Here is a 19,080-nt window from a genome sequence, read left to right as displayed (position 1 = left end):
GACCATGGTCCCGACCAGCGGCGACAGGTCGCGCTTGCCCCGGGGGCCGTGCCCGCCTAAACCCCAAGGCGCGAGACAGGAGAGATGCCATGGCCAGAGCCCCGGGAATGACCGATGTGACATCCGATCGCGCCGCATCGCGGCGGGTGGGGGCACTCAGCGGGCTGCGGCCGTTTCTGGCGCCTTATCGCGGGCTGATCCTGGGGGCGTTCGGCGCGCTGACCCTGACGGCGGGGGTCAGCCTGATCTTGCCGCTGGCGGTGCGCCGGGTGGTGGACAATTTCAACACCGGCACGGCGGCGCTGCTGGATGAGTATTTCGGCGCGGCGCTGGCGATTGCCGCGGCGCTCGCCCTGGGCACGGGGCTGCGCTATTACCTCGTCACCCGGCTGGGCGAACGGGTGGTGGCCGATATCCGCCGCGCGCTGTTCGACCGCGTGCTGGGCCAAAGCCCCGCCTTCTATGAACGCATCCTGACGGGCGAGGTGCTGTCGCGCCTGACCACCGACACGACGCTGATCCTGTCGGTCATCGGATCGTCCGTCTCGGTCGCGCTGCGCAATGTGTTGCTGCTGATCGGGGGCATGGGGTTCCTGTTCTGGACCTCGCCCAAGCTGACCGGGCTTGTGCTGCTGATCGTACCGGTGGTCATCGTGCCGATCGTGGTGATGGGGCGGCGCCTGCGCAAGCTGAGCCGCGACAACCAGGACTGGATCGCCACCTCCTCGGGTGCGGCGGCCGAGGCGTTGCAGGCCGCGCAGACCGTGCAGGCCTTCACGCATGAGCCGCAGACCCGCGCGCGTTTCGCCGAGGTGACCGAGAAATCCTATGCCTCGGCCAAGGATCGCATCGGCACCCGCGCCCTGATGACGATCATCGTGATCTTTCTTGTCTTCGCGGGCATCGTGGGTGTCTTGTGGATCGGCGCGCGCGATGTGCGCGGCGGCGCCATGAGCGCGGGCGAACTGGTGCAATTCGTGATCTATGCCGTGATGGTGGCCGGCGCGGTCGGCGCGCTGTCCGAGATCTGGGGCGAATTGCAGCGTGCCGCCGGCGCGACCGAACGTCTGGTCGAATTGCTGGAAACCGAAGACAGCGTGCGCGATCCGGCTGCGCCCCGCGCACTGCCGCGCCCCGCGCGTGGCGAGATCGGCTTCGAAGGGGTGCAATTCGCCTATCCGACCCGGCCCGATGTCTCGGCCTTGAACGGGGTCGATCTGCATGTGGCCCCGGGCGAGACGGTGGCGCTGGTCGGGCCTTCGGGGGCGGGCAAGACCACGATCCTGCAATTGCTGATGCGGTTCTACGATCCGCAGGGCGGCCGCGTGACGCTGGATGGCATCGACCTGCGGGCGATGGCGCGCGGCGATTTCCGGCAGGCGCTGGCGCTGGTGCCGCAAGACCCGGTGATCTTTGCGGCCTCGGCGCGCGACAACATCCGCTTTGGCCGCCCCGGCGCCAGCGATGCCGAGGTGGAGGACGCCGCCCGCGCCGCCGCCGCGCATGATTTCCTTTCGGCGCTGCCACAGGGCTATGACACCTTTCTGGGCGAACGCGGCGTGATGCTGTCGGGCGGGCAGAAACAGCGCATCGCCATTGCCCGCGCGATCCTGCGCGACGCGCCGGTGCTGCTGCTGGATGAGGCGACCTCGGCGCTCGACGCCGAAAGCGAACGCGCCGTGCAAGAGGCGGTGGAGCGGCTGGCCCGGGGCCGCACCGTGCTGGTGGTGGCGCATCGCCTGGCCACGGTGAAACGCGCCGACCGGATCGTGGTCTTCGATCAGGGCCGGATCGTGGCGCAGGGCAAGCATGACGCGCTGGTGGCCGAGGGCGGGCTTTATGCGCGCCTCGCCCGGCTGCAATTCACCGACGGGCAGGTCTGATCCCGCCTGCGGGGAATTTTGCGACATATCTTTCACTGGACCCGCGCCGGTTGTGGCGCCATGCTGCCCCTGTTCCGCGCGGCAAGGGCCGCGCCTGTGTGAAAGGAGTTCACCCATGGGTCTTTGGTCATTCGTGAAGGATGCGGGATCGTCGCTGTTCGGCTCCAAGGCCGAAGCCGCCGAGGCGCCCGAAGCCGCCGCCGCCAAGGAAGAGGCACTGAAGCAAGAGGTGCAGAAGCTCGGCCTTGACGCCAAGGATGTGAAGATCACCGTCACCGGCGACAAGGTAAAGATCGACGGCACCGCCGCCACGCCCGAAGATCAGGAAAAGGTCATCCTCGCCGTCGGCAATGTCGCCGGTGTGGCCGAGGTCGAGGCCGAGATGCCCGCTGCCGCCCCGCAGCCGGTGTTCTATACGGTGAAAAAGGGCGACACGCTGTCGGCCATCGCAAAGGCGACGCTGGGCAATGCCAACCGCTACAATGAGATCTTCGAGGCCAACAAGCCCATGCTGAAACATCCCGACAAGATCTATCCGGGCCAGAACCTGCGCATCCCGCAGAAGTAATCGTCCTTGCGGGCCGGGGCGGGGGGCCAGGTGCCCCCCGTCGTCTTTGGCGCCCCCTGATTGCCGGGATTGACGCAGCGTTCCGGCTGCGGGAACGTCGCGGCAAAGCCCGGCCACTCGCTTGCGGCAGGGCGGGGCATTGCGCATCTTGGGCGGCAGGAGGCATCCCGGACGAACCGGGAGCAGGGAGGACATCATGGGAAGTTTCGCGACACTGGCCGATATCAAGGCCATCGAAGCCGAATGCGACTGGCCGTCACGCGGCCTGCCGCGCAGCATTCACGCCTTTCTCGCCCGCGCCGCCGCGCAGCACGGCCAGCGCCCGGCGGTGTCCTATCAACTGACCTCGGGGCCTCAGGATCCGGCCGAGACGCAGACCTGGGCAGAGCTGCACGGCAAGGTCACCCAGGCCGCCAACCTGTTCCGCAGCCTGGGCGTGGGGGAACGCGACGTGGTGGCCTATGTGCTGCCCAACTGTTCCGAAACCGTGCAGGTCTTGCTGGGCGGCATGGTGGCGGGCATCGCCAACCCGATCAACCCGCTGCTGGAGCCCGAGCAGATCAGCGCCCTGTTGCGCGAAAGCGGCGCCAAGGTGGTCGTCACCCTGCGCGCCTTCCCGAAGACCGATCTGGCCGCCAAGGTCGCCGAGGCGGTGAAACACGCGCCCTCGGTCAAAACCGTGCTGGAGGTCGATCTGCTGCGCTATCTGCGCCCGCCAAAGAAATGGATCGCGCATTTCCTGCGCCCCAAGAACGCGGTGCTCCATCACGCCAATGTCAAAAGCTTTCGCGCCGAGATGCGCAAGCATCCGGCCGACCGGCTGACCTTTGCCGATACGACCGAGGATCGCGTTGCCGCCTATTTCCACACCGGCGGCACCACGGGCATGCCGAAACTGGCGCAGCACAAGGTGTCTGGCATGGTCTATAACGGCTGGCTGGGCAACCGCCTGCTGTTTTCGGAAACCGATACCGTGATCTGCCCCTTGCCGCTGTTCCATGTCTTTGCGGTCTATCCGATCCTGATGTCGATGATTTCGGCCGGGTCGCATGTCGTCTTCCCGACCCCGGCCGGCTATCGCGGCGAGGGCGTCTTCGACAATTTCTGGAAGCTGATCGACCGCTGGAAGGTGACCTACATGATCACCGTGCCCACGGCACTGGCCGCGCTGATGCAGCGCCCGGTCGATGCCGATGTCAGCAGCCTGCGCGGCGCCTTTTCCGGCTCGGCCCCCTTGCCGATCGAGCTGTTCAACCGCTTTGAAAAGGCGACCGGGGTGCAGATCATCGAGGGCTACGGCCTGACCGAATGCACCTGCCTTGTCTCCTGCAACCCGCCTTCGGGGGCCAAGAAGATCGGCTCGGTCGGCATTCCCTTCCCCTATACCCATGTGCGCATCCTGCGCACCGACGGGCAGGGCGGTTTCATCGAATGCGCCGCCGATGAGGTGGGCGAGATCTGCGTGGCCAATCCCGGCGTGTTCGAGGGATCGACCTATACCGAGGCCGACAAGAACCGCACGCTCTTTGCCGAGGGGCGCTTTCTGCGCACCGGCGATCTGGGCCGGATCGACGCCGAGGGCTATCTGTTCATCACCGGGCGGGCCAAGGATCTGATCATCCGCGGCGGCCACAATATCGACCCCGCGGTGATCGAGGAGGCGCTGATGGGCCATGAGGCGGTGGCCTTTGTCGGTGCCATCGGCCAGCCCGATGCCCATGCGGGCGAATTGCCCTGCGCCTATGTCGAACTGGTCAAGGGGGCCAGCGTCACCTCGGCCGAGCTGCTGGACTATGCCAGAACCCATATCCCCGAACGCGCCGCCGTGCCCAAACATGTGGAGGTGCTGGACGAACTGCCCAAGACCGCCGTGGGCAAGGTGTTCAAACCCGATCTGCGCCGCATGGCGATCACCCGCATCTATGACGCGGCCCTGGCCGAGGCCGGCTGCGCCGCGCGCGTCGTCGAGGTGGCCGAGGACAAGAAACGCGGACTGGTCGCGCGGCTCGCCCCCCGGGGGGACGAGGCCAAGGTGGCCGAAGTGTTGGGGAATTTCACCTTCGCCTGGGATTGGCAACCCTGATCCCCCTTGTGCGACTCGCGCCGCTCGGGAACAGTCAGCCCGTATTCTGACGGGGGATTTTCATGCGGCGTTTCATGTTGGGCGGCATTGTCGCGGTGCTTTGCGCCGCCCCGCTGGTGGCAGAGCCGGTCTCGGAGCGGCTTTTGACCCACAAGAACTGGATGGTGGAGGTCGTGGGCTTTGACGACGGTTCCATCGCCTGTGTCGCGCAGGTCACCGACGGGCGCGACACCTTCTCCATCTGGGCCGATCCGTGGAATCCGGTAAAGCTCCAGTTCTATTCCGCGGGCTGGACCTTCACCGATGGCGGCTCCGCCGACCTCAGCGTGCAGATCGACCGGCGGTCGCCCTGGTCGCTGACCAATGCCGAGCTTTACCAGAATTCGGTCCTGTTCAACCTGCCCGGCGACGATGCCTCCACCCGCTTCCTGATGGAGGTGGTGGAAGGGCGGAGCCTGCATCTGGCCAATGACAGCGGCAACCATGTGCAGACCTATTCGCTGGCCGGTTCCTCGGCCTCGATCAATGCGCTGATCGAATGCGTCAAGGTGCTGGGACAGGAAAGCGACGGCAATCCGTTCAACTGACGGCGGTCAGGTCGCGGTATCCATCCAGATCGTCACCGGCCCCTGATTGAGCAATTCGACATCCATATCGGCGCCAAAGATGCCCTTGGCCGTCACCAGCCCCTCGGCCGCCAGCCGGTCGGTGAAATAGTCATAAAGCCGCCGGCCCTCCTCCGGGCTGGCGGCGGTGGAAAAGCCGGGCCGGTTGCCGCGCAGATCGGCCGCCAGCGTGAACTGGCTGACCACCAGACAGGCCCCGCCGATATCCTTGACCGAGCGGTTCATCTTGCCCGCCTCGTCCTTGAAGATGCGCAGTTTGGCGATCTTGGCGGCCAGTTGGTCGGCCTGCGCCTCGGCATCGCCCTGCATGGCGCAGACCAGGATCATCAGCCCCTCGCCGATGGCGCCTGTGACCGTGCCCTCGACGGTGACGCTGGCGCGGCTCACCCGCTGGACAACCGCCCTCACAGTTCGTGCCGCCAGGGCGGGTTGGCGCCGGGCCGGCTGACCGTGACGGCCGCCGCCCGGGTGCCCAGGCTCAGCGCCGCATCCAGCACCGCATCGGACAGCGCAGCGACCCCCGCCTTGCTCAGTACCCCCGCGTCATGCAACGCGGCCAGCACGCCCGCGTTGAACGTATCGCCCGCGCCCACCGTATCGGCCACGGTGACCGGGGTCGCGGCCACGAAACGATCCTGCGTCGCGGTGACTGCGCGCGCGCCGGCGGCGCCTTCGGTGATGAACACCACCTGCGGCCCCTTGGCAACGATGCTGCGCGCCAGCGCCGTCAGATCGCCCGCGCCCATCAGCCAATGCAGATCCTCGTCCGAAAGTTTCACGATATCGGCGCGCGCAATCATCCGCTCGATCCGCGCGCGATAGGTGTCCTCTTTCCCGGCGATGAAACCGGGGCGGATATTGGGGTCGATCATGGTGACCCGCGTCGCGGCTTCGCGCGCCTGAAGCGCCTCATAGGTGCTGGCGGCCGGGTCGTTCACCAGGCTGATTCCGCCCAGAAACAGCGCCTCCACCTCGGCCGGCAGGTCGGGCAGTTGCGCCACCGTCAATTCGCGCCCCGCCGTGCCCTCATCGTAAAAGGCATAGGTCGCCTGACCGTTCACCAGCTTGACAAAGGCCACCGTGGTCGGCCGGCCAGACCGCGCCAGAAACCGCGTATCGACCCGCGAGGCGGTCAGCGTATCGGCCAGAATCTCGCCCAGCATATCGGTCGAGACCCCGGAAAAGAACGCCGAGGGCGCGCCCAGCCGGCCAAGCGCGATGGCGGTATTGAACACCGCCCCCCCCGCATAGGGCGCGAAACAGGCCTCGCCCTCCGTGCTTTCTCGCGGCAACATGTCGATCAGCGCCTCGCCACAGCTCAGAATCATCGCAGCCTCCCGATGTTTCGGCGCTTATAGCCGAAAAGACGATGTTAGCGCAAACATGCGCATCTGCTCCTTGCGAAATACTCCCGGAGGGGGCGCCCGGAACGGGCGAGGGGGAGGCAGGCAGCCTCCCCCTGCGCCGCTCACGCCCCGAAATAGGGCGCGAGGTTGGCGCGCACCCGGTCCAGCACCGTGGCGCCGGTCAGATCCGGGTGGAAGGCCTCGCCGGTGATCGCCTCGAAAGCCTGCACATAGACGCGGCTGGTCTGTTCGATCATTTCCCGCGGAATCTCGGGGATCGCATCTTTGTAGGGGTCGCAGCGCGCCGCCACCCAGGCGCGGATCACATCCTTGTCAAAGCTGGGCGGGCGCGTGCCATCGCGCAGGGCGGCGTCATAGCCATCGGCCAACCAGTAGCGGCTGCTGTCGGGCGTATGGATCTCGTCCGCGATCAGGATATTGCCGTCCAGATCGACGCCGAATTCGTATTTCGTATCGACCAGAATCAGCCCGCGTTCGGCGGCCATCTTTTGCCCGCGCGCGAACAGCGCCAGCGCCTTGGCCGAAACCTCGTCCCATTGCGCGGCGCTCAGCAGCCCCTGTTCCACGATCTCGGCCGCGGTCAGCGGCTCGTCATGGCCGCCGTCAAAGGCCTTGGAGGTCGGCGTGATGATCGCCTGCGGCAGCGCCTCATTGTCGCGCAACCCGTCGGGGAGCGTATGGCCATACATCTGCCGCTGGCCCTTTTTATACAGCGTCAGCACCGAGGTGCCGGTGGTGCCCGCCAGATAGCCGCGCACCACGATCTCCACCGGCAGGATGGTCAGCCGCTTGCCGATCACCACATTGGGGTCGGGATAGGCCAGAACGTGATTGCCGCAGATATCTCCGGTGCGGTCGAACCACCAGCGCGCGACCTGGGTCAGCACCTGCCCCTTGTAGGGGATCGCCGCCAGAATGCGGTCAAAGGCCGAAATCCGGTCCGAGGAAATCAGGATGCGCCGCCCCTCGGGCACCTCTGCCGTGGGTGGCAGGTCATAGCAATCGCGCACCTTGCCGAAATAGGGGTTCGGCAGTTCCGGGATTCGGGCTTCGGGCAGGACGCGCATCGGGGCCTCCGGTCAGGGGAATGCCCGCCTATCGCCCAGCCGCGCGCCGCTGTCAATCAAGCGGGCGCTCAGCGCCGCAGCGCAAAGCTGTTGTGATCCAGAAAGGCGCAACAGGTCATATCCTGCAACGCGATGCGCTTGCGGGCGGTAGACATGATGCGTTCGGCGGCGAAGGCGGGATAGCCGAGCAGCATATCGGTGACGATCTCGACCGAGGCGGGCGACAGGCCCTTGCTGGTGCCAGCGATCATTGGCACCTGCCTTGGCGGCAATGTGCTGAACAGCAGGTCCATGTTCAGGGGGATGAAGCCGAAGCCCAGAAACAGGATGCGTTCGGCGCTGCCGAGGGCGGATTTGATCTTTTCGCTACGGGATTCATGTCCCATGCCCTCGGTAAAGGTGCGGATGTTCTTGGCCGCATTTGCCAGATCCTCGCATTCGCCAAAGCCGGCGGCGGCCCCGCCTTCGATCCGCAACTTGCCCAGCGATCCGTAGGGATGCACGATCTGGATCCCGTCCAGCGCGCGCTTTGCGTCCTCCCCCTCCAGCCGGAAATAGGAAATCGCGGCATTGGTCAGGAAATGTTCGATGCAGCGATCATAGTTGAAGCTGATAAAGCTGATATCGGCCAGTTTTTGCAGGTATTGGTCAAAATCGCTGCCCTCGGCCAGCATCCAGAAGATGCGCGACAGCCAGCTTGTCGTGGCCGAATGGTCGCCCCGTTGCCGATGCAGGAACGAAAAGTCGCTGCGTTTCTTTGTATCCGGCATCAGGGGCGAGGCCGATTCGGCATCATACAGGCAATCGCAGATCAGCGCCTTGCCGATTTTTACGATTTGCGGGTTGTTCTGATGGGTATGCAGCAGATTGTCGATGGACGGGGCCAATGGCGCGTTGGAGGCGAGCCAGTAGGCATCCTTCAAAACTGCGCGCTCTTGCCCTAAGCTGAACTGCCCGCGTTCATTGGCGGCGAGTTGCTGGACTGCCGATGCAAAGCGCTTCGATGATGACCGATATTGGGTCGCGCTATCAACCGAGGTTGCATGAACCTTCCCCGCAATCTTCCCCAGCAGCCCCCGCCCGGCCGGGAAACCCAGTTCCACGCTGGCGCCGGCGCCGACCACGATGGCGATCTTGCCCGGCGCCATGGCTTTGTCACACCAGCCGGCTGACCCCGACCGCCGCCTTCACGAAATCGGCGAACAGCGGATGGGGGGCGAAGGGTTTGGATTTCAGTTCGGGGTGGAACTGCACGCCGATATACCAGGGGTGGTCCTTCACCTCCACGATCTCGGGCAGGCGGCCATCGGGCGACATGCCGGAAAAGATCAGCCCGCAGCTTTCCAGCTTGGCCTTGAAGCGGGTATCCACCTCATAGCGGTGGCGGTGGCGTTCCTCGATCTGGGTGGTGCCATAGACCTCGGCCACCTTGGACCCCGGCACCAGCGTCGCGTTATAAGCGCCCAGCCGCATCGTGCCGCCCTTGTCGTCGCCGACCTTGCGTTCGACGACATGGTTGCCCTGGATCCATTCCTTGAGGTGATAGACCACCGGGGTAAACCGCTTGGCGCCGGCCTCGTGGTCAAACTCCTCGGACCCGGCATCGGTGACGCCGGCCAGATTGCGCGCGGCCTCGATCACCGCCATCTGCATGCCCAGACAGATGCCCAGATAGGGGATGCCCTTTTCGCGCGCATATTTCGCGGCCTTGATCTTGCCCTCGGTGCCCCGCTCGCCAAAGCCGCCGGGCACCAGAATGGCCTGGAACCGCTCCAGATAGGGGGCGGGGTCTTCGCGTTCGAAGATCTCGCTGTCGATCCATTCGGCGCGCACCTTGACGCGGTTCGCCATGCCGCCATGGGTCAGCGCCTCGGCGATGGATTTATAGGCGTCTTCCAGCTGAGTATATTTGCCGACAATCGCCACGCGCACCTCGCCCTCGGGGTTGGTGATGCGGTCCATCACGTCTTCCCAGCGGGCCAGGTTCGGCTTCGGCGCCGGTTCGATGCCAAAGGCATTCAGCACCGCCTGATCCAGCCCGGCGCGGTGATAGGCCAGCGGCGCCTCATAGATGGTTTGCAGGTCATAGGCGGGAATCACCGCCTCTTTCCGCACATTGCAGAACAGCGCGATCTTTTCGCGCTCCCGCTCCGGGATCGGGTGTTCGCTGCGGCAGACCAGCACATCGGGGGCCAGACCGATGGATTGCAGTTCCTTGACGCTGTGCTGGGTGGGTTTGGTCTTCAGCTCGCCGCTTGCCGCCAGATAGGGCAGCAGCGTCAGGTGCATCAGGATGCATTCGCCGCGCGGGCGTTCATGGATGAACTGGCGGATCGCCTCAAAGAAGGGCAGGCCCTCGATATCGCCCACCGTGCCGCCGATCTCGCAGAGCATGAAATCGGTCTCGGCCTCGCCAATGCGCAGGAAGTCCTTGATTTCGTTGGTGACGTGGGGGACGACCTGAATGGTCTTGCCCAGATAATCGCCCCGACGCTCCTTTTCCAGCACGTTGGAATAGATGCGCCCCGAGGAGATGGAATCGGTCTTGCGGGCCGAAACCCCGGTGAAACGTTCGTAATGGCCCAGATCCAGATCGGTCTCCGCGCCGTCATCGGTCACGAAAACCTCGCCATGTTCAAAGGGCGACATCGTGCCGGGATCGACGTTCAGATAGGGGTCAAGCTTGCGCAGCCGCACCGAATAGCCGCGCGCCTGCAACAGGGCACCAAGCGCGGCCGAGGCCAGCCCCTTGCCGAGAGAGGACACCACACCGCCGGTGATGAAGATGTAACGTGCCATGTGGGGTCTCCCGTGAATATCGTCTGGAACAGGCGATTCCCGGCCCGGGAATCGCAGCATCACGGGAGTCATGGCTTAGCCGCAAAATCGGCCAAGCGCAACAGCAAGCCGCTAGATGCTGTCGGGTGTCAGGGTAGAAAAACTACCGATTGTGCGTCAGTTGCCCGGGGCGGGGGCCGCCGGGGTGGCGGGGGCCGCAGGCGTGGCCGGAGCCGGAGCCGGGGTGGCCTCGGGGGCGGCATCCGGGCGCGGCGGGGCCAGCGGTGCGTCGGTCGTGGCCGGCGGCAGGCTCAGGTCCGGGGCGGCCGGGGCGACGGGCGCGGGGGCCAGCGTGCCGCCCAGCTGTTCGGTCACCGACCCGCCGACATTGCGCGCGGCAATGATGGTCAGCGTGAGCGAGGTGATGATGAAGCCGATCGCGAAAATCCAGGTCAGCTTGGTCAGCGCATTGGCCGCGCCGCGCGCCGAAATGGCGCCGCCACCGCCGCCCATGCCCAGCCCGCCACCTTCGGAGCGCTGCAACAGCACGACGCCGATAAGCAGAAGCGCAAGGATCAGGTGGATGGTGAGGATGACGTTTTCCATGGGGCCGCCGTTTTCGTGCTGACGCGCCTATCTAGGCGGAAGGGGCGGTGCGCGCAAGCCCTGAGGCGGCGCGCATCCGCCAATGCGTTCAGTCCGCCGCGTTTTCATAGGCCGCCTGCGTCTCTTGCAGCGCCGCATCCAGCGGGCGACCGGGCGCAAAGGGCGCCAGATGCGCGGGCAGCGCCATGCCGGCGGGCAGCACCGGCGACGGCTCCGGCGTCCCGGTCACCAGCCGAAGCGGGATCACCCCGGCCCAGACCGGATGCGCGCCATCCTCGTCATCATCCCCCACATTCGCCGCCCGCACCTTGGCCGAGACCGCCTCGATCGTCATCCGCATGACCGAGGTCGCCTTGATCTCCTGCGTGGTCATCGGGCGCAATTCGGCATTGCGGCCCGGCAGCAGCCGGTCGGTGATCGCCAGAAGTGCGGCCCGTTTCTCGGCAGGGTCGCTGACCAGTTCGGCCGTGCCAAAGACCATGGCCGAGCGGAAGTTGCAGGAATGGTTGAAGGCCGATCGCGCCAGAACCAGCCCGTCCAGATGCGTGACGGTCAGGCAGACCCGCAGCCCCTTGCCCTGCGCCCGCAAGGCCCGGCTGGCCGAGGAGCCGTGCCAATAGAGCACCTCGCCTTCCCGCCAGTGGATCGTGGGCGTGCAATAGGGCTGGCCGTCGATCTCATAGGCCAGATGGCAGATCATCGCGGCATCCAGAATGCCATGGATCGCGGCGCGGTCATAAACGGCGCGCTTGGCGTTGCGTTTGATGCGGTTCAACGGGGTGGTCGGGTAATCGGTCATCGCAGCCTCTCTTGCTCCGATCCGCTATAGCAGGCAGTATTGGTTCGGATGAGGTCCAATATGGCAAAAAGAAATAAGACCAATATGCCCGATTGGTCGGGGCTGATCCCGCTGATGCCCGCCGCCAGCGACCTGCCGGGGTCACGGGCGCGCGGGGTCTATGCCGCGCTGCGCCGCGCGATCGAGACCGGGCGCCTGCCGCCCGGGGCCAAGCTGCCGCCCAGCCGTGCGCTGGCCGCGCAATGGGGCCTCGCGCGGGGCGCGGTGGTCGCCGGCTACGAGATGCTGCTGGCCGAGGGCTTTGCCGAGGCGCGGGTGGGTGCGGGCACCTTTGTCGCCGGCGCCGTGCCGCAACTGGCGCCGCCGCCCGCCGCGCCGCCCACCACAGCGGCCTGGCAGGCGCGTGACCTGCCGGGCGACCTGGGCCTGGCCTTTCCCGACCCGATCAGCCTTGCGGCGCTGCGGGTGCTGGTGAGCCGGACGCTTGCTCGCCCGGCGCCCGCGCTGTTCCACTATGCCGATCCGCGCGGAGATGCCGGCCTGCGCGCGGCGCTGGCCGATTACCTGCGCGTCGCGCGCGGGCTGCGGCTCGACCCTGACCGGATCGTGCTGACCGCGGGCACGCAGGGCGCGCTTGACCTGATCGCGCGGGCGGTGCTGGCCCCAGGCGACACGGTCTGGATGGAGGATCCGGGCTATCCGTCGGCCCGCGCGGCCTTTGCGGATCAGCGGCTCTGCCCGGTGCCGGTCGATGCCGAGGGGCTGGACGTGGCGGCGGGCATCGCCCGTGCCCCCGGCGCCCGCGCCGCCTATGTCACCCCGGCGCATCAGTTTCCGCTGGGCGTCGTGCTGTCGATGCGCCGCCGCCTCGCGCTGCTCGACTGGGCGGCGCGGGCCGGCGCCTGGGTGATCGAGGATGATTATGACAGCGAATTCCGCTATGCCGGCCCGCCGCTGGCGGCGCTGCAAGGGATGGATGGGGCCGGGCGGGTGATCTATGCCGGCACCTTTTCCAAGGCGCTGATGCCGGGGCTGCGCATGGGCTATCTCGTGCTGCCCGAAGCGCTGATCGCCCCGGTCCTGGCCCTGCGCCAGCGCAGCGACCGCGCCCCGGCCGGGCTGATCGAACCCGCCATGGCGGCGTTTCTGGCCGAGGGCGGCTTTGCCCGCCACCTGCGCCGCGCGCGACTGCGCAGCCTTGCCGCACGCGATGCGCTGGTGGCCGCGTTGCGGGATGGCGGAGCGCAGCCGAAGGCGCCGGACCAGGGCCTGCACCTGACCCTGCCGCTGCCGACCGGCACCGATGATCACGCCCTTGTCGCCCGCCTGCGCGCAGCCGGCCTTGGCTGCCGCGCCCTGAGCGGGATGTATGCCGGCCCCGATTGCCCCAGCCCCGCGCGGCCCGGCCTCGTCATCGGCTTTTCCGGCCACGCGCCCGAGGTGCTGGGCGCGGCGGCGCGGCGCGGGCGGGCGGCGGTGCAAGGGGGGCTGTCTGCCGCCTTTGAGCCTGCGGCGCATTCCCAAGCCGAGGATATTTGAGAAAGTGGAGGGGAGGAGGGCTCCCCGTGCCACTCTTTTTCCAGGCAGCCCGGGGCGAATTAACCAGAGGCCAAAGGGGACAGCGCCGCTGCCTTGCGTCCGCCCCGACATTGCTTGGGGCGATGCGGCGATTTTCCTCTGTCATCGCGCGGCCTCTCTCTATATACGGTCGCGGGTTTCACTCTGCCGAAGGATTGCTGGCATGGCCAATGTCGTCGTCGTGGGCGCCCAATGGGGCGACGAGGGGAAGGGCAAGATCGTTGACTGGCTCAGCGAACGCGCCGATGTGATCGCGCGTTTTCAGGGTGGTCACAACGCGGGCCATACGCTCGTCATCGACGGCAAGGTCTACAAGCTGTCGCTGCTGCCCTCGGGCATCGTGCGCGGTGGCAAGCTGAGCGTGATCGGCAATGGCGTGGTGCTGGATCCCTGGCATCTGGTGGCCGAGATCGCCAAGCTGCGCGCGCAGGGGGTGGAGATCACCGCCGACAATCTGATGATCGCCGAGAACACCTCGCTCATCCTGCCGCTGCATGGCGAGCTGGACCGCGCCCGCGAAGGCGCCGTGGGCGTGGCCAAGATCGGCACCACCGGCCGCGGCATCGGCCCGGCCTATGAGGACAAGGTCGGTCGGCGCGCCATCCGCGTGGCCGATCTGGCCGATGCGGCGACGCTGGAAACCCGGGTGGACCGTCTGCTGGCGCATCATGACGCGCTGCGCAAGGGTCTGGGCCTGGAGCCGGTGGACCGCGCCGGGCTGATCGCCGCCCTGACCGAGATCGCCGGGCAGGTTCTGCCCTTTGCCGCGCCGGTCTGGAAGGTGCTGACCGAGGCGCGTCGCGCCGGCAAGCGCATCCTGTTCGAGGGGGCGCAGGGCGCGCTTCTGGACGTTGATTTCGGCACCTATCCCTTTGTCACCTCGTCGAATACCCTGGCGGGGCAGGCGGCGACCGGCGTGGGCCTGGGGCCGACGGCGATCGACTTCGTGCTGGGTATCGTCAAGGCCTATACGACCCGCGTGGGCGAAGGCCCCTTCCCGGCAGAGCTGGACGATGCCGATGGCGAACGTCTGGGCGAGCGGGGCCATGAATTCGGCACTGTGACCGGGCGCAAGCGCCGCTGTGGCTGGTTCGATGCCGTGCTGGTGCGCCAGACCTGCGCCACCTCGGGCGTGTCGGGCATCGCGCTGACCAAGCTGGATGTGCTGGACGGTTTCAAGACGCTCAAGATCTGCGTGGGCTACGATCTGGACGGCACGGTGATCGACCATCTGCCGACCGCCGCCGATCAGCAGGCGCGCTGCAAGCCGATCTACGAAGAGCTGGAAGGCTGGAGCGAATCGACCGCCGGCGCGCGCAGCTGGGCCGAGCTTCCGGCCGCCGCCATCAAATATGTGCGCCGCGTCGAGGAACTGATCCATTGCCCGGTCGCGCTGCTTTCGACCAGCCCGGAGCGCGATGACACGATCCTGGTCACCGATCCTTTCGCGGATTGAGACGGGGGAGGAACCGGCCATGGCGCTGAGCTATCGCACCCGCAAGCGCCTCGCGCTGGTGATCTTGTTGCTGGGCCTGCCGCTTTATGTGGTGGTGGCCTGGGGGATCATGGGCGCGCTGGACCGCCCGCCGATCTGGCTAGAACTGCTGATCTATGTCGGGTTGGGGTTCCTGTGGGCCTTGCCCTTTCGCGCGGTGTTCCGCGGGGTGGGCCAGCCCGACCCGGACGCCCCGCCCGAAAGCGACTGATCCCGGAAATGGCAAAGGCGGAAGGGTGACCTTCCGCCTTTTCCGTCCGGGGAGAGTGGCAGCCCTGCAACCCGGCTCTGTATCCCTTGCGGGTCAGCCGACGATCTTGCGCGCCTCGGCCAGCACATGCGAGCCCTCGCTCAGTGCATATTGCCCGCGGCGGACCTTCACGATCCGCCCGTCGCGCAACAGCGTGCCAAAGCTGCGCAGGCTGTCCTCGCGGCTGCTGCCGGTGGTTTCCTGCAAGGCTGCGATCTGGCGCATGATCTGCGGCCGCGAGAAATGCGGCCGGCCTTCGACGCAGGCGGCATAGGCGGCGGCGGCCTCCAGCAGCGCGGGCAGGCCCTGGGCGCCCAGCCGTTCGGCGAATTCCGAGAAATCGCCGCTGTCGGAGAACATGTTTTCGTCCTCGTCGGCGCTGTCATCCTCGGCCTCTCCGGCAACAAGATCGTCTTCGTCCTCCTCCAGATCCTGCGGATCGAAGGCGGCGGCGACGGCGGTCGCGGCGGCCACGCGCTGCGGCCGGATCGGCGTAACCGAGGCGGCGGCGGACCGATCGACCCGCTGTTCCGAAACCAGCACCAGCGGCGTCGGGCGCGGGCTGGCCGGGGCGGGGGCGTCAGCCTTGGGATGCACGATCTGCGACAGGTCTTCGCGATAGGGGTCCAGACGCTCGGCCTCGCTGACCGGCTTGGCGGCACCAGCGCGGCGTTCGGCGACGGTCGCGGCCACGGCGGCCTTCAGATGCTGGATCGCGGCCAGGCGGCGGCGATTTTCCGGGCCGGCCAGTTGCGAATTGGTTTCTTCCAGCAGGCGCGAGACGGCGGCGTCATTGGTGTCGGCGGCCGAGGGCGGCGTGACGGGGCGGTTGGGGCGCACCGGGCGGACCGGCCGGGTCGGACGGACGGGGCGCGCGGCGGCGCCCTCGGCCGGCGGGGCGAGCTTGGCCTCGGCCTGCACCTCGGCCAGTTCGCGGATCAGATCGGCCTCGGCCTCGGGGGTCAGCGCCGGGGCGGCGGGCGTGTCGCCGGCCAGTTCGGCGGTCTCGGCCTCTGGCGCCGGGGCGCGGCGGATGCGGATCACCCGAGCGCGGGCGCGCTCCAGCCGCTCCTGCGCTTCGGGGCGCACGGGCTGGGCGGGGGCTTCGGCGACGGGCTCGGCTTCGACCTCGGCTTCGGGTAGCGTGGCTTCGACCTCGGCCGCGGCGGTCGGTTCGGCGTCATCAAAGCGGAAGGTGACATCGGCCATATCCTCGGCCATGTCTTCGGTCAGGTCTTCGGCGTCGAACCCTTCTTCGGCGGGCATCGGCGCGGCAGCGGCCTCCTCGGCCTTGGCCGCGGTTTCGGCGGCCAGGGTCGAGAGCAGCCCGCTCAGATCGTCCTCGTCGTCGAAGGTGACCTCGGGTTCCGCAAAGCTGGCCGCGAGATCGTCGGGGGTGGCATGCGCCAGCTCATCCGCGAAATGCTCGGCCACTTCCTCGGCGAAATCTTCGACCAGATCCTCCGGCAGATCCTCGATCAGATCGGCGGGCAGCGTCTCGGCCGGTTCAGGGGCCAGACCGCCATAAGTGGCCTCGGCGGCGGCCAGATGCGCCAGCATCGCACCGTCATCGGCGCTGTCAAAGGCAGCTTCCGGCTCGGCGGTGAAATCTTCCTCTGCCAGATCCACCGCCAGGTCATCCTCCGCAAAGTCGGACAGGGCGGCGGGCGCCGGCAGCGGAGCCACGTCATCGGCATCTTCGACATAGTCGAAAGCGGCGGATTCAAAGGCAGGGGCGGGCGGCACGGCGGCGGCCGGGGTGATCGTGGAGGTTTGCGACCGCGCCACCGCCGAACGGATGCGCGACAGCTTTTCCGCCACGCTCTGATCCTGTGCCGAAACCGGCGCGGCGGGGGCGGGGGCCTCGGGCAGGGCGACCTCGGCCACCGGCGCGGCAGGGGCCGGGGCCGGAACCGGCGCCGCATCGCGCGATTCGACCGCCGGAATATCCGCCGCGCGCAGGATCACGCCGTTTTCCTGAATCTTGGCCTCGACCCGGCGCTGAATCTCGCGCTCGGCAATACGGTGAAGCATGGCGGCATCGGGGGTCGGCGGCTCGGCGCCGAAATAGCGATCCTCCGCCGCCAGGTCGCGGAAATATTCCGCGATGGCCTTCATCGTGTTGAACGGGTCGTCAAACCCCTCCAGGGTACAGGAGAACGTCCCGTAGGAGACCGTGAGGATTTTACTGGCTCCGATCATCGGATGTTTCGCCTTCTACAAACCATGATGCCACTTTACCGCCTCAAGGTTCAATTCCGTGGACAGATAGGGGTAATTTGAAGGATTGATTATGGCCCGCAACCCGGCGCCTTGCCTTAATTCAGGAACAGTATCCGCATGAATCAGCCGATTGTCGATGCCGGCGCCGCTGTCACGCTGGTCGCGGGCGGGCCGCTGCGCCGGTTGGAACTGCGCCGGGCGCTGAAACGCGCGCCGGTGCTGGTCGCGGCGGATGGCGGGGCGGACCGCGCGCTGGCGCTTGGGGTGGAACCGGCGGCGGTGGTGGGCGATCTCGATTCGATTTCCGACGCGGCACGCACCCGGCTGGGGGCGGCGCGGCTGCATGCGGTGGCAGAGCAGGAAACCACCGATTTCGACAAGGCGCTGCTGGCGCTGCGGGGGGCGGGCGCGCGGCTGGTGCTGGCGCCGGGCTGTCTGGGCGGGCGGGCCGATCACGGGCTGGCGGTGCTGTCCGGGCTGATGCGGCATCAGGCGGCGGGGGGCGCGCCGGTGCTGCTGATGGGGCCGGAGGATGTGATCCTTGCCGCGCCGCCCCGGCTTGACCTGCATCTGCGCCCGGGCGACCGGCTGTCGCTCTATCCGCTGACCGAGGTGACGGGGCGGAGTGTCGGTCTGGAATGGCCGATCGACGGGCTGACCCTGTCGCCGATGGGGCGGATCGGCACCTCAAACCGGGTGAGCGCGGCGCGGGTGCGGCTGGATTTCGACCGCCCCGGCGTGCTGGTCATTCTGCCGGCTGCGCGGCTGGATGCGGCGATCCGGGCGCTGACGCGGCCAGCCGTGCAAGCGCCCTTTCGCGCCAGATGACATAAAGACCCGAGGCGGTGATGACCACGATCCCCGCCCAGGTCAGCGCATTGGGGAAATCGCCGAAGACCAGATAGCCAAGGGCGACGGCGATCACGATCTCAAAGTAATGCAGCGGTGCGAGGGCGGCGGCGGTGGCGAATTTCAGCGCGTAGGTCATGCACATATGGCTGACCGTGGCCCAGAACCCCACCCCGAACAGCCAGAGCCAGAACACCCCCTGCGGCATGACCGGATCGAGGTCGGGCAGGCCGCTGCCCTCGGCCCAGAGGATGACCGGGGCGCAGATCGCGACGCCCGCAATCGCGGTGTGGAGCTGCATCGGCACCGGGTTCAGGCTGCTGGCCATGGCCCGGGTCACCAGCATGTAGAAGGCGAACAGGAACGCCGTGCCCAGCGGAAACAGCGTGACATAGCCAAAGGTCACGAAGGCTGGCTGGATCACCAGCAGCGCCCCGGCAAAACCGATGACCGAGGCGATGATCCGCCGCGGCCCGACCGCATCGCCAAACAGCAGATAGCCCAGCAGCAAAAGGATGAAGGGTTCGACAAAGACGATGGCCAGCGCATCGGCGATCGGCATCACCGCGATGCCCGCGATGAAACAATAGGTCGAAAGGACGAGGAACACCGCGCGCAGCCCGATCAACCCGATCAGGCGCGGCGTGAGATGCCCCCAGTCGCGCAGCAGCGCCGCTACAGGCAACATCAGCGCCACCTGCACGACAAACCGCGCCAGCGTGATCTGCCCGACCGGCAGTTCGGCCGCCGCAAGCTTGGCGCAGACATCCAGCAGCGGCGCCAGCACGCAGAAGGCAATCATCAAGAGGGCACCCATCAGGGGGCGGTCGTGGGGCATCGCGCGCTCCTATCCTCGGGCGAGGATGCCGGGCGGGGCTGCGGTTTTCGCGTCCGAAAGCGGCAGATCC

General features: G+C 67.3%; 17 protein-coding genes. 8 read left to right on the top strand and 9 right to left on the bottom strand.

Annotation, left to right across the window (positions count from 1 at the left end; genetic code table 11):
• Nucleotides 1–89 precede the first annotated feature (89 nt).
• The 4 genes from FOA17_RS07940 to FOA17_RS07925 all read left to right on the top strand — a co-directional run bounded on the left by FOA17_RS07940 (nucleotide 90) and on the right by FOA17_RS07925 (nucleotide 5,121).
• Complete coding sequence (locus tag FOA17_RS07940) at nucleotides 90–1,883, top strand: ABC transporter transmembrane domain-containing protein (protein ID WP_162528199.1); 1,794 nt, start codon at nucleotides 90–92, stop codon at nucleotides 1,881–1,883.
• Between the two features lie 115 nt (nucleotides 1,884–1,998).
• Nucleotides 1,999–2,451, top strand: coding sequence for a peptidoglycan-binding protein LysM (gene lysM, locus FOA17_RS07935; protein ID WP_149140934.1), 453 nt, complete (start codon nucleotides 1,999–2,001; stop codon nucleotides 2,449–2,451).
• A 196-nt stretch (nucleotides 2,452–2,647) separates the two neighbouring features.
• Nucleotides 2,648–4,534 (top strand): acyl-CoA synthetase, encoded by a 1,887-nt coding sequence (locus FOA17_RS07930; RefSeq protein ID WP_149140933.1) that lies wholly within the window; start codon nucleotides 2,648–2,650, stop codon nucleotides 4,532–4,534.
• Between the two features lie 62 nt (nucleotides 4,535–4,596).
• Nucleotides 4,597–5,121, top strand: a complete 525-nt coding sequence (locus FOA17_RS07925) for a hypothetical protein (protein ID WP_149140932.1) — start codon at nucleotides 4,597–4,599, stop codon at nucleotides 5,119–5,121.
• Nucleotides 5,122–5,127: 6 nt separating this feature from the next.
• Here FOA17_RS07925 and dtd read toward each other — a convergent pair whose 3' ends face one another.
• The 7 genes from dtd to FOA17_RS07890 form a co-directional block, all read right to left on the bottom strand.
• Nucleotides 5,128–5,568, bottom strand: coding sequence for a D-aminoacyl-tRNA deacylase (dtd, locus tag FOA17_RS07920; protein WP_149140931.1), 441 nt, complete (start codon nucleotides 5,566–5,568; stop codon nucleotides 5,128–5,130).
• Nucleotides 5,565–6,488, bottom strand: a complete 924-nt coding sequence (locus FOA17_RS07915) for a carbohydrate kinase family protein (protein ID WP_149140930.1) — start codon at nucleotides 6,486–6,488, stop codon at nucleotides 5,565–5,567. The genes dtd and FOA17_RS07915 overlap by 4 nt, the downstream gene beginning before the upstream one ends.
• Nucleotides 6,489–6,628: 140 nt before the next feature.
• Nucleotides 6,629–7,594 (bottom strand): phosphoribosylaminoimidazolesuccinocarboxamide synthase, encoded by a 966-nt coding sequence (locus tag FOA17_RS07910; protein ID WP_149140929.1) that lies wholly within the window; start codon nucleotides 7,592–7,594, stop codon nucleotides 6,629–6,631.
• 68 nt (nucleotides 7,595–7,662) lie between these two features.
• Nucleotides 7,663–8,742, bottom strand: coding sequence for a hypothetical protein (locus FOA17_RS07905; protein ID WP_149140928.1), 1,080 nt, complete (start codon nucleotides 8,740–8,742; stop codon nucleotides 7,663–7,665).
• A 7-nt stretch (nucleotides 8,743–8,749) separates the two neighbouring features.
• Nucleotides 8,750–10,393 carry a CTP synthase gene (locus FOA17_RS07900; protein WP_149140927.1) on the bottom strand — a complete coding sequence of 548 codons (1,644 nt, stop codon included), beginning with the start codon at nucleotides 10,391–10,393 and terminating at the stop codon, nucleotides 8,750–8,752.
• Between the two features lie 156 nt (nucleotides 10,394–10,549).
• Entirely contained in the window at nucleotides 10,550–10,978 is a 429-nt protein-coding gene (gene secG / locus FOA17_RS07895; RefSeq protein ID WP_149140926.1) for a preprotein translocase subunit SecG, read from the bottom strand.
• A gap of 88 nt (nucleotides 10,979–11,066) precedes the next feature.
• Nucleotides 11,067–11,777: a pyridoxamine 5'-phosphate oxidase family protein gene (locus FOA17_RS07890; protein WP_149140925.1), complete on the bottom strand. Its 711-nt coding sequence runs from the start codon at nucleotides 11,775–11,777 to the stop codon at nucleotides 11,067–11,069.
• An 84-nt stretch (nucleotides 11,778–11,861) separates the two neighbouring features.
• Here FOA17_RS07890 and pdxR point away from each other — a divergent pair, with 84 nt between their 5' ends.
• From pdxR to FOA17_RS07875, 3 genes are all read left to right on the top strand, one after another.
• A complete protein-coding gene (gene pdxR / locus FOA17_RS07885; RefSeq protein ID WP_203232288.1) occupies nucleotides 11,862–13,316 on the top strand; it encodes a MocR-like pyridoxine biosynthesis transcription factor PdxR in 1,455 nt (484 codons plus the stop codon).
• Between the two features lie 202 nt (nucleotides 13,317–13,518).
• The gene (locus FOA17_RS07880) at nucleotides 13,519–14,811 is read left to right on the top strand and encodes an adenylosuccinate synthase (RefSeq protein ID WP_149140923.1); all 1,293 of its coding nucleotides are present in this window, start codon (nucleotides 13,519–13,521) and stop codon (nucleotides 14,809–14,811) included.
• Between the two features lie 19 nt (nucleotides 14,812–14,830).
• A complete protein-coding gene (locus FOA17_RS07875; RefSeq protein WP_149140922.1) occupies nucleotides 14,831–15,061 on the top strand; it encodes a DUF2842 domain-containing protein in 231 nt (76 codons plus the stop codon).
• A 93-nt stretch (nucleotides 15,062–15,154) separates the two neighbouring features.
• Here the strand turns inward: FOA17_RS07875 and FOA17_RS07870 are convergent, their stop codons facing one another.
• Nucleotides 15,155–17,302 (bottom strand): hypothetical protein, encoded by a 2,148-nt coding sequence (locus FOA17_RS07870; protein ID WP_149140921.1) that lies wholly within the window; start codon nucleotides 17,300–17,302, stop codon nucleotides 15,155–15,157.
• A gap of 138 nt (nucleotides 17,303–17,440) precedes the next feature.
• Between FOA17_RS07870 and FOA17_RS07865 the strand changes: the two genes are divergently transcribed.
• A complete protein-coding gene (locus FOA17_RS07865; RefSeq protein ID WP_149140920.1) occupies nucleotides 17,441–18,151 on the top strand; it encodes a thiamine diphosphokinase in 711 nt (236 codons plus the stop codon).
• Here FOA17_RS07865 and FOA17_RS07860 read toward each other — a convergent pair.
• Nucleotides 18,069–19,010, bottom strand: coding sequence for a DMT family transporter (locus FOA17_RS07860; RefSeq protein WP_162528198.1), 942 nt, complete (start codon nucleotides 19,008–19,010; stop codon nucleotides 18,069–18,071). The genes FOA17_RS07865 and FOA17_RS07860 overlap by 83 nt on opposite strands.
• Nucleotides 19,011–19,080: the final 70 nt, after the last annotated feature.

Source organism: Gemmobacter caeruleus (genome assembly GCF_008271655.1).
Lineage (GTDB): Bacteria > Pseudomonadota > Alphaproteobacteria > Rhodobacterales > Rhodobacteraceae > Gemmobacter > Gemmobacter caeruleus.
This window is presented reverse-complemented; position numbering and strand designations above follow the sequence as displayed.

Coding starts and splice junctions, on each gene's coding strand:
- FOA17_RS07860 (WP_162528198.1), bottom strand. CDS start 19,010: ATGCCCCACGACCGCCCCCTGATGGGTGCCCTCTTGATGATTGCCTTC.
- lysM (WP_149140934.1), top strand. CDS start 1,999: ATGGGTCTTTGGTCATTCGTGAAGGATGCGGGATCGTCGCTGTTCGGC.
- FOA17_RS07865 (WP_149140920.1), top strand. CDS start 17,441: ATGAATCAGCCGATTGTCGATGCCGGCGCCGCTGTCACGCTGGTCGCG.
- pdxR (WP_203232288.1), top strand. CDS start 11,862: ATGCCCGATTGGTCGGGGCTGATCCCGCTGATGCCCGCCGCCAGCGAC.
- FOA17_RS07875 (WP_149140922.1), top strand. CDS start 14,831: ATGGCGCTGAGCTATCGCACCCGCAAGCGCCTCGCGCTGGTGATCTTG.
- FOA17_RS07870 (WP_149140921.1), bottom strand. CDS start 17,302: ATGATCGGAGCCAGTAAAATCCTCACGGTCTCCTACGGGACGTTCTCC.
- FOA17_RS07890 (WP_149140925.1), bottom strand. CDS start 11,777: ATGACCGATTACCCGACCACCCCGTTGAACCGCATCAAACGCAACGCC.
- FOA17_RS07900 (WP_149140927.1), bottom strand. CDS start 10,393: ATGGCACGTTACATCTTCATCACCGGCGGTGTGGTGTCCTCTCTCGGC.
- secG (WP_149140926.1), bottom strand. CDS start 10,978: ATGGAAAACGTCATCCTCACCATCCACCTGATCCTTGCGCTTCTGCTT.
- FOA17_RS07915 (WP_149140930.1), bottom strand. CDS start 6,488: ATGATTCTGAGCTGTGGCGAGGCGCTGATCGACATGTTGCCGCGAGAA.
- FOA17_RS07905 (WP_149140928.1), bottom strand. CDS start 8,742: ATGGCGCCGGGCAAGATCGCCATCGTGGTCGGCGCCGGCGCCAGCGTG.
- FOA17_RS07930 (WP_149140933.1), top strand. CDS start 2,648: ATGGGAAGTTTCGCGACACTGGCCGATATCAAGGCCATCGAAGCCGAA.
- FOA17_RS07940 (WP_162528199.1), top strand. CDS start 90: ATGGCCAGAGCCCCGGGAATGACCGATGTGACATCCGATCGCGCCGCA.
- FOA17_RS07910 (WP_149140929.1), bottom strand. CDS start 7,594: ATGCGCGTCCTGCCCGAAGCCCGAATCCCGGAACTGCCGAACCCCTAT.
- FOA17_RS07880 (WP_149140923.1), top strand. CDS start 13,519: ATGGCCAATGTCGTCGTCGTGGGCGCCCAATGGGGCGACGAGGGGAAG.
- FOA17_RS07925 (WP_149140932.1), top strand. CDS start 4,597: ATGCGGCGTTTCATGTTGGGCGGCATTGTCGCGGTGCTTTGCGCCGCC.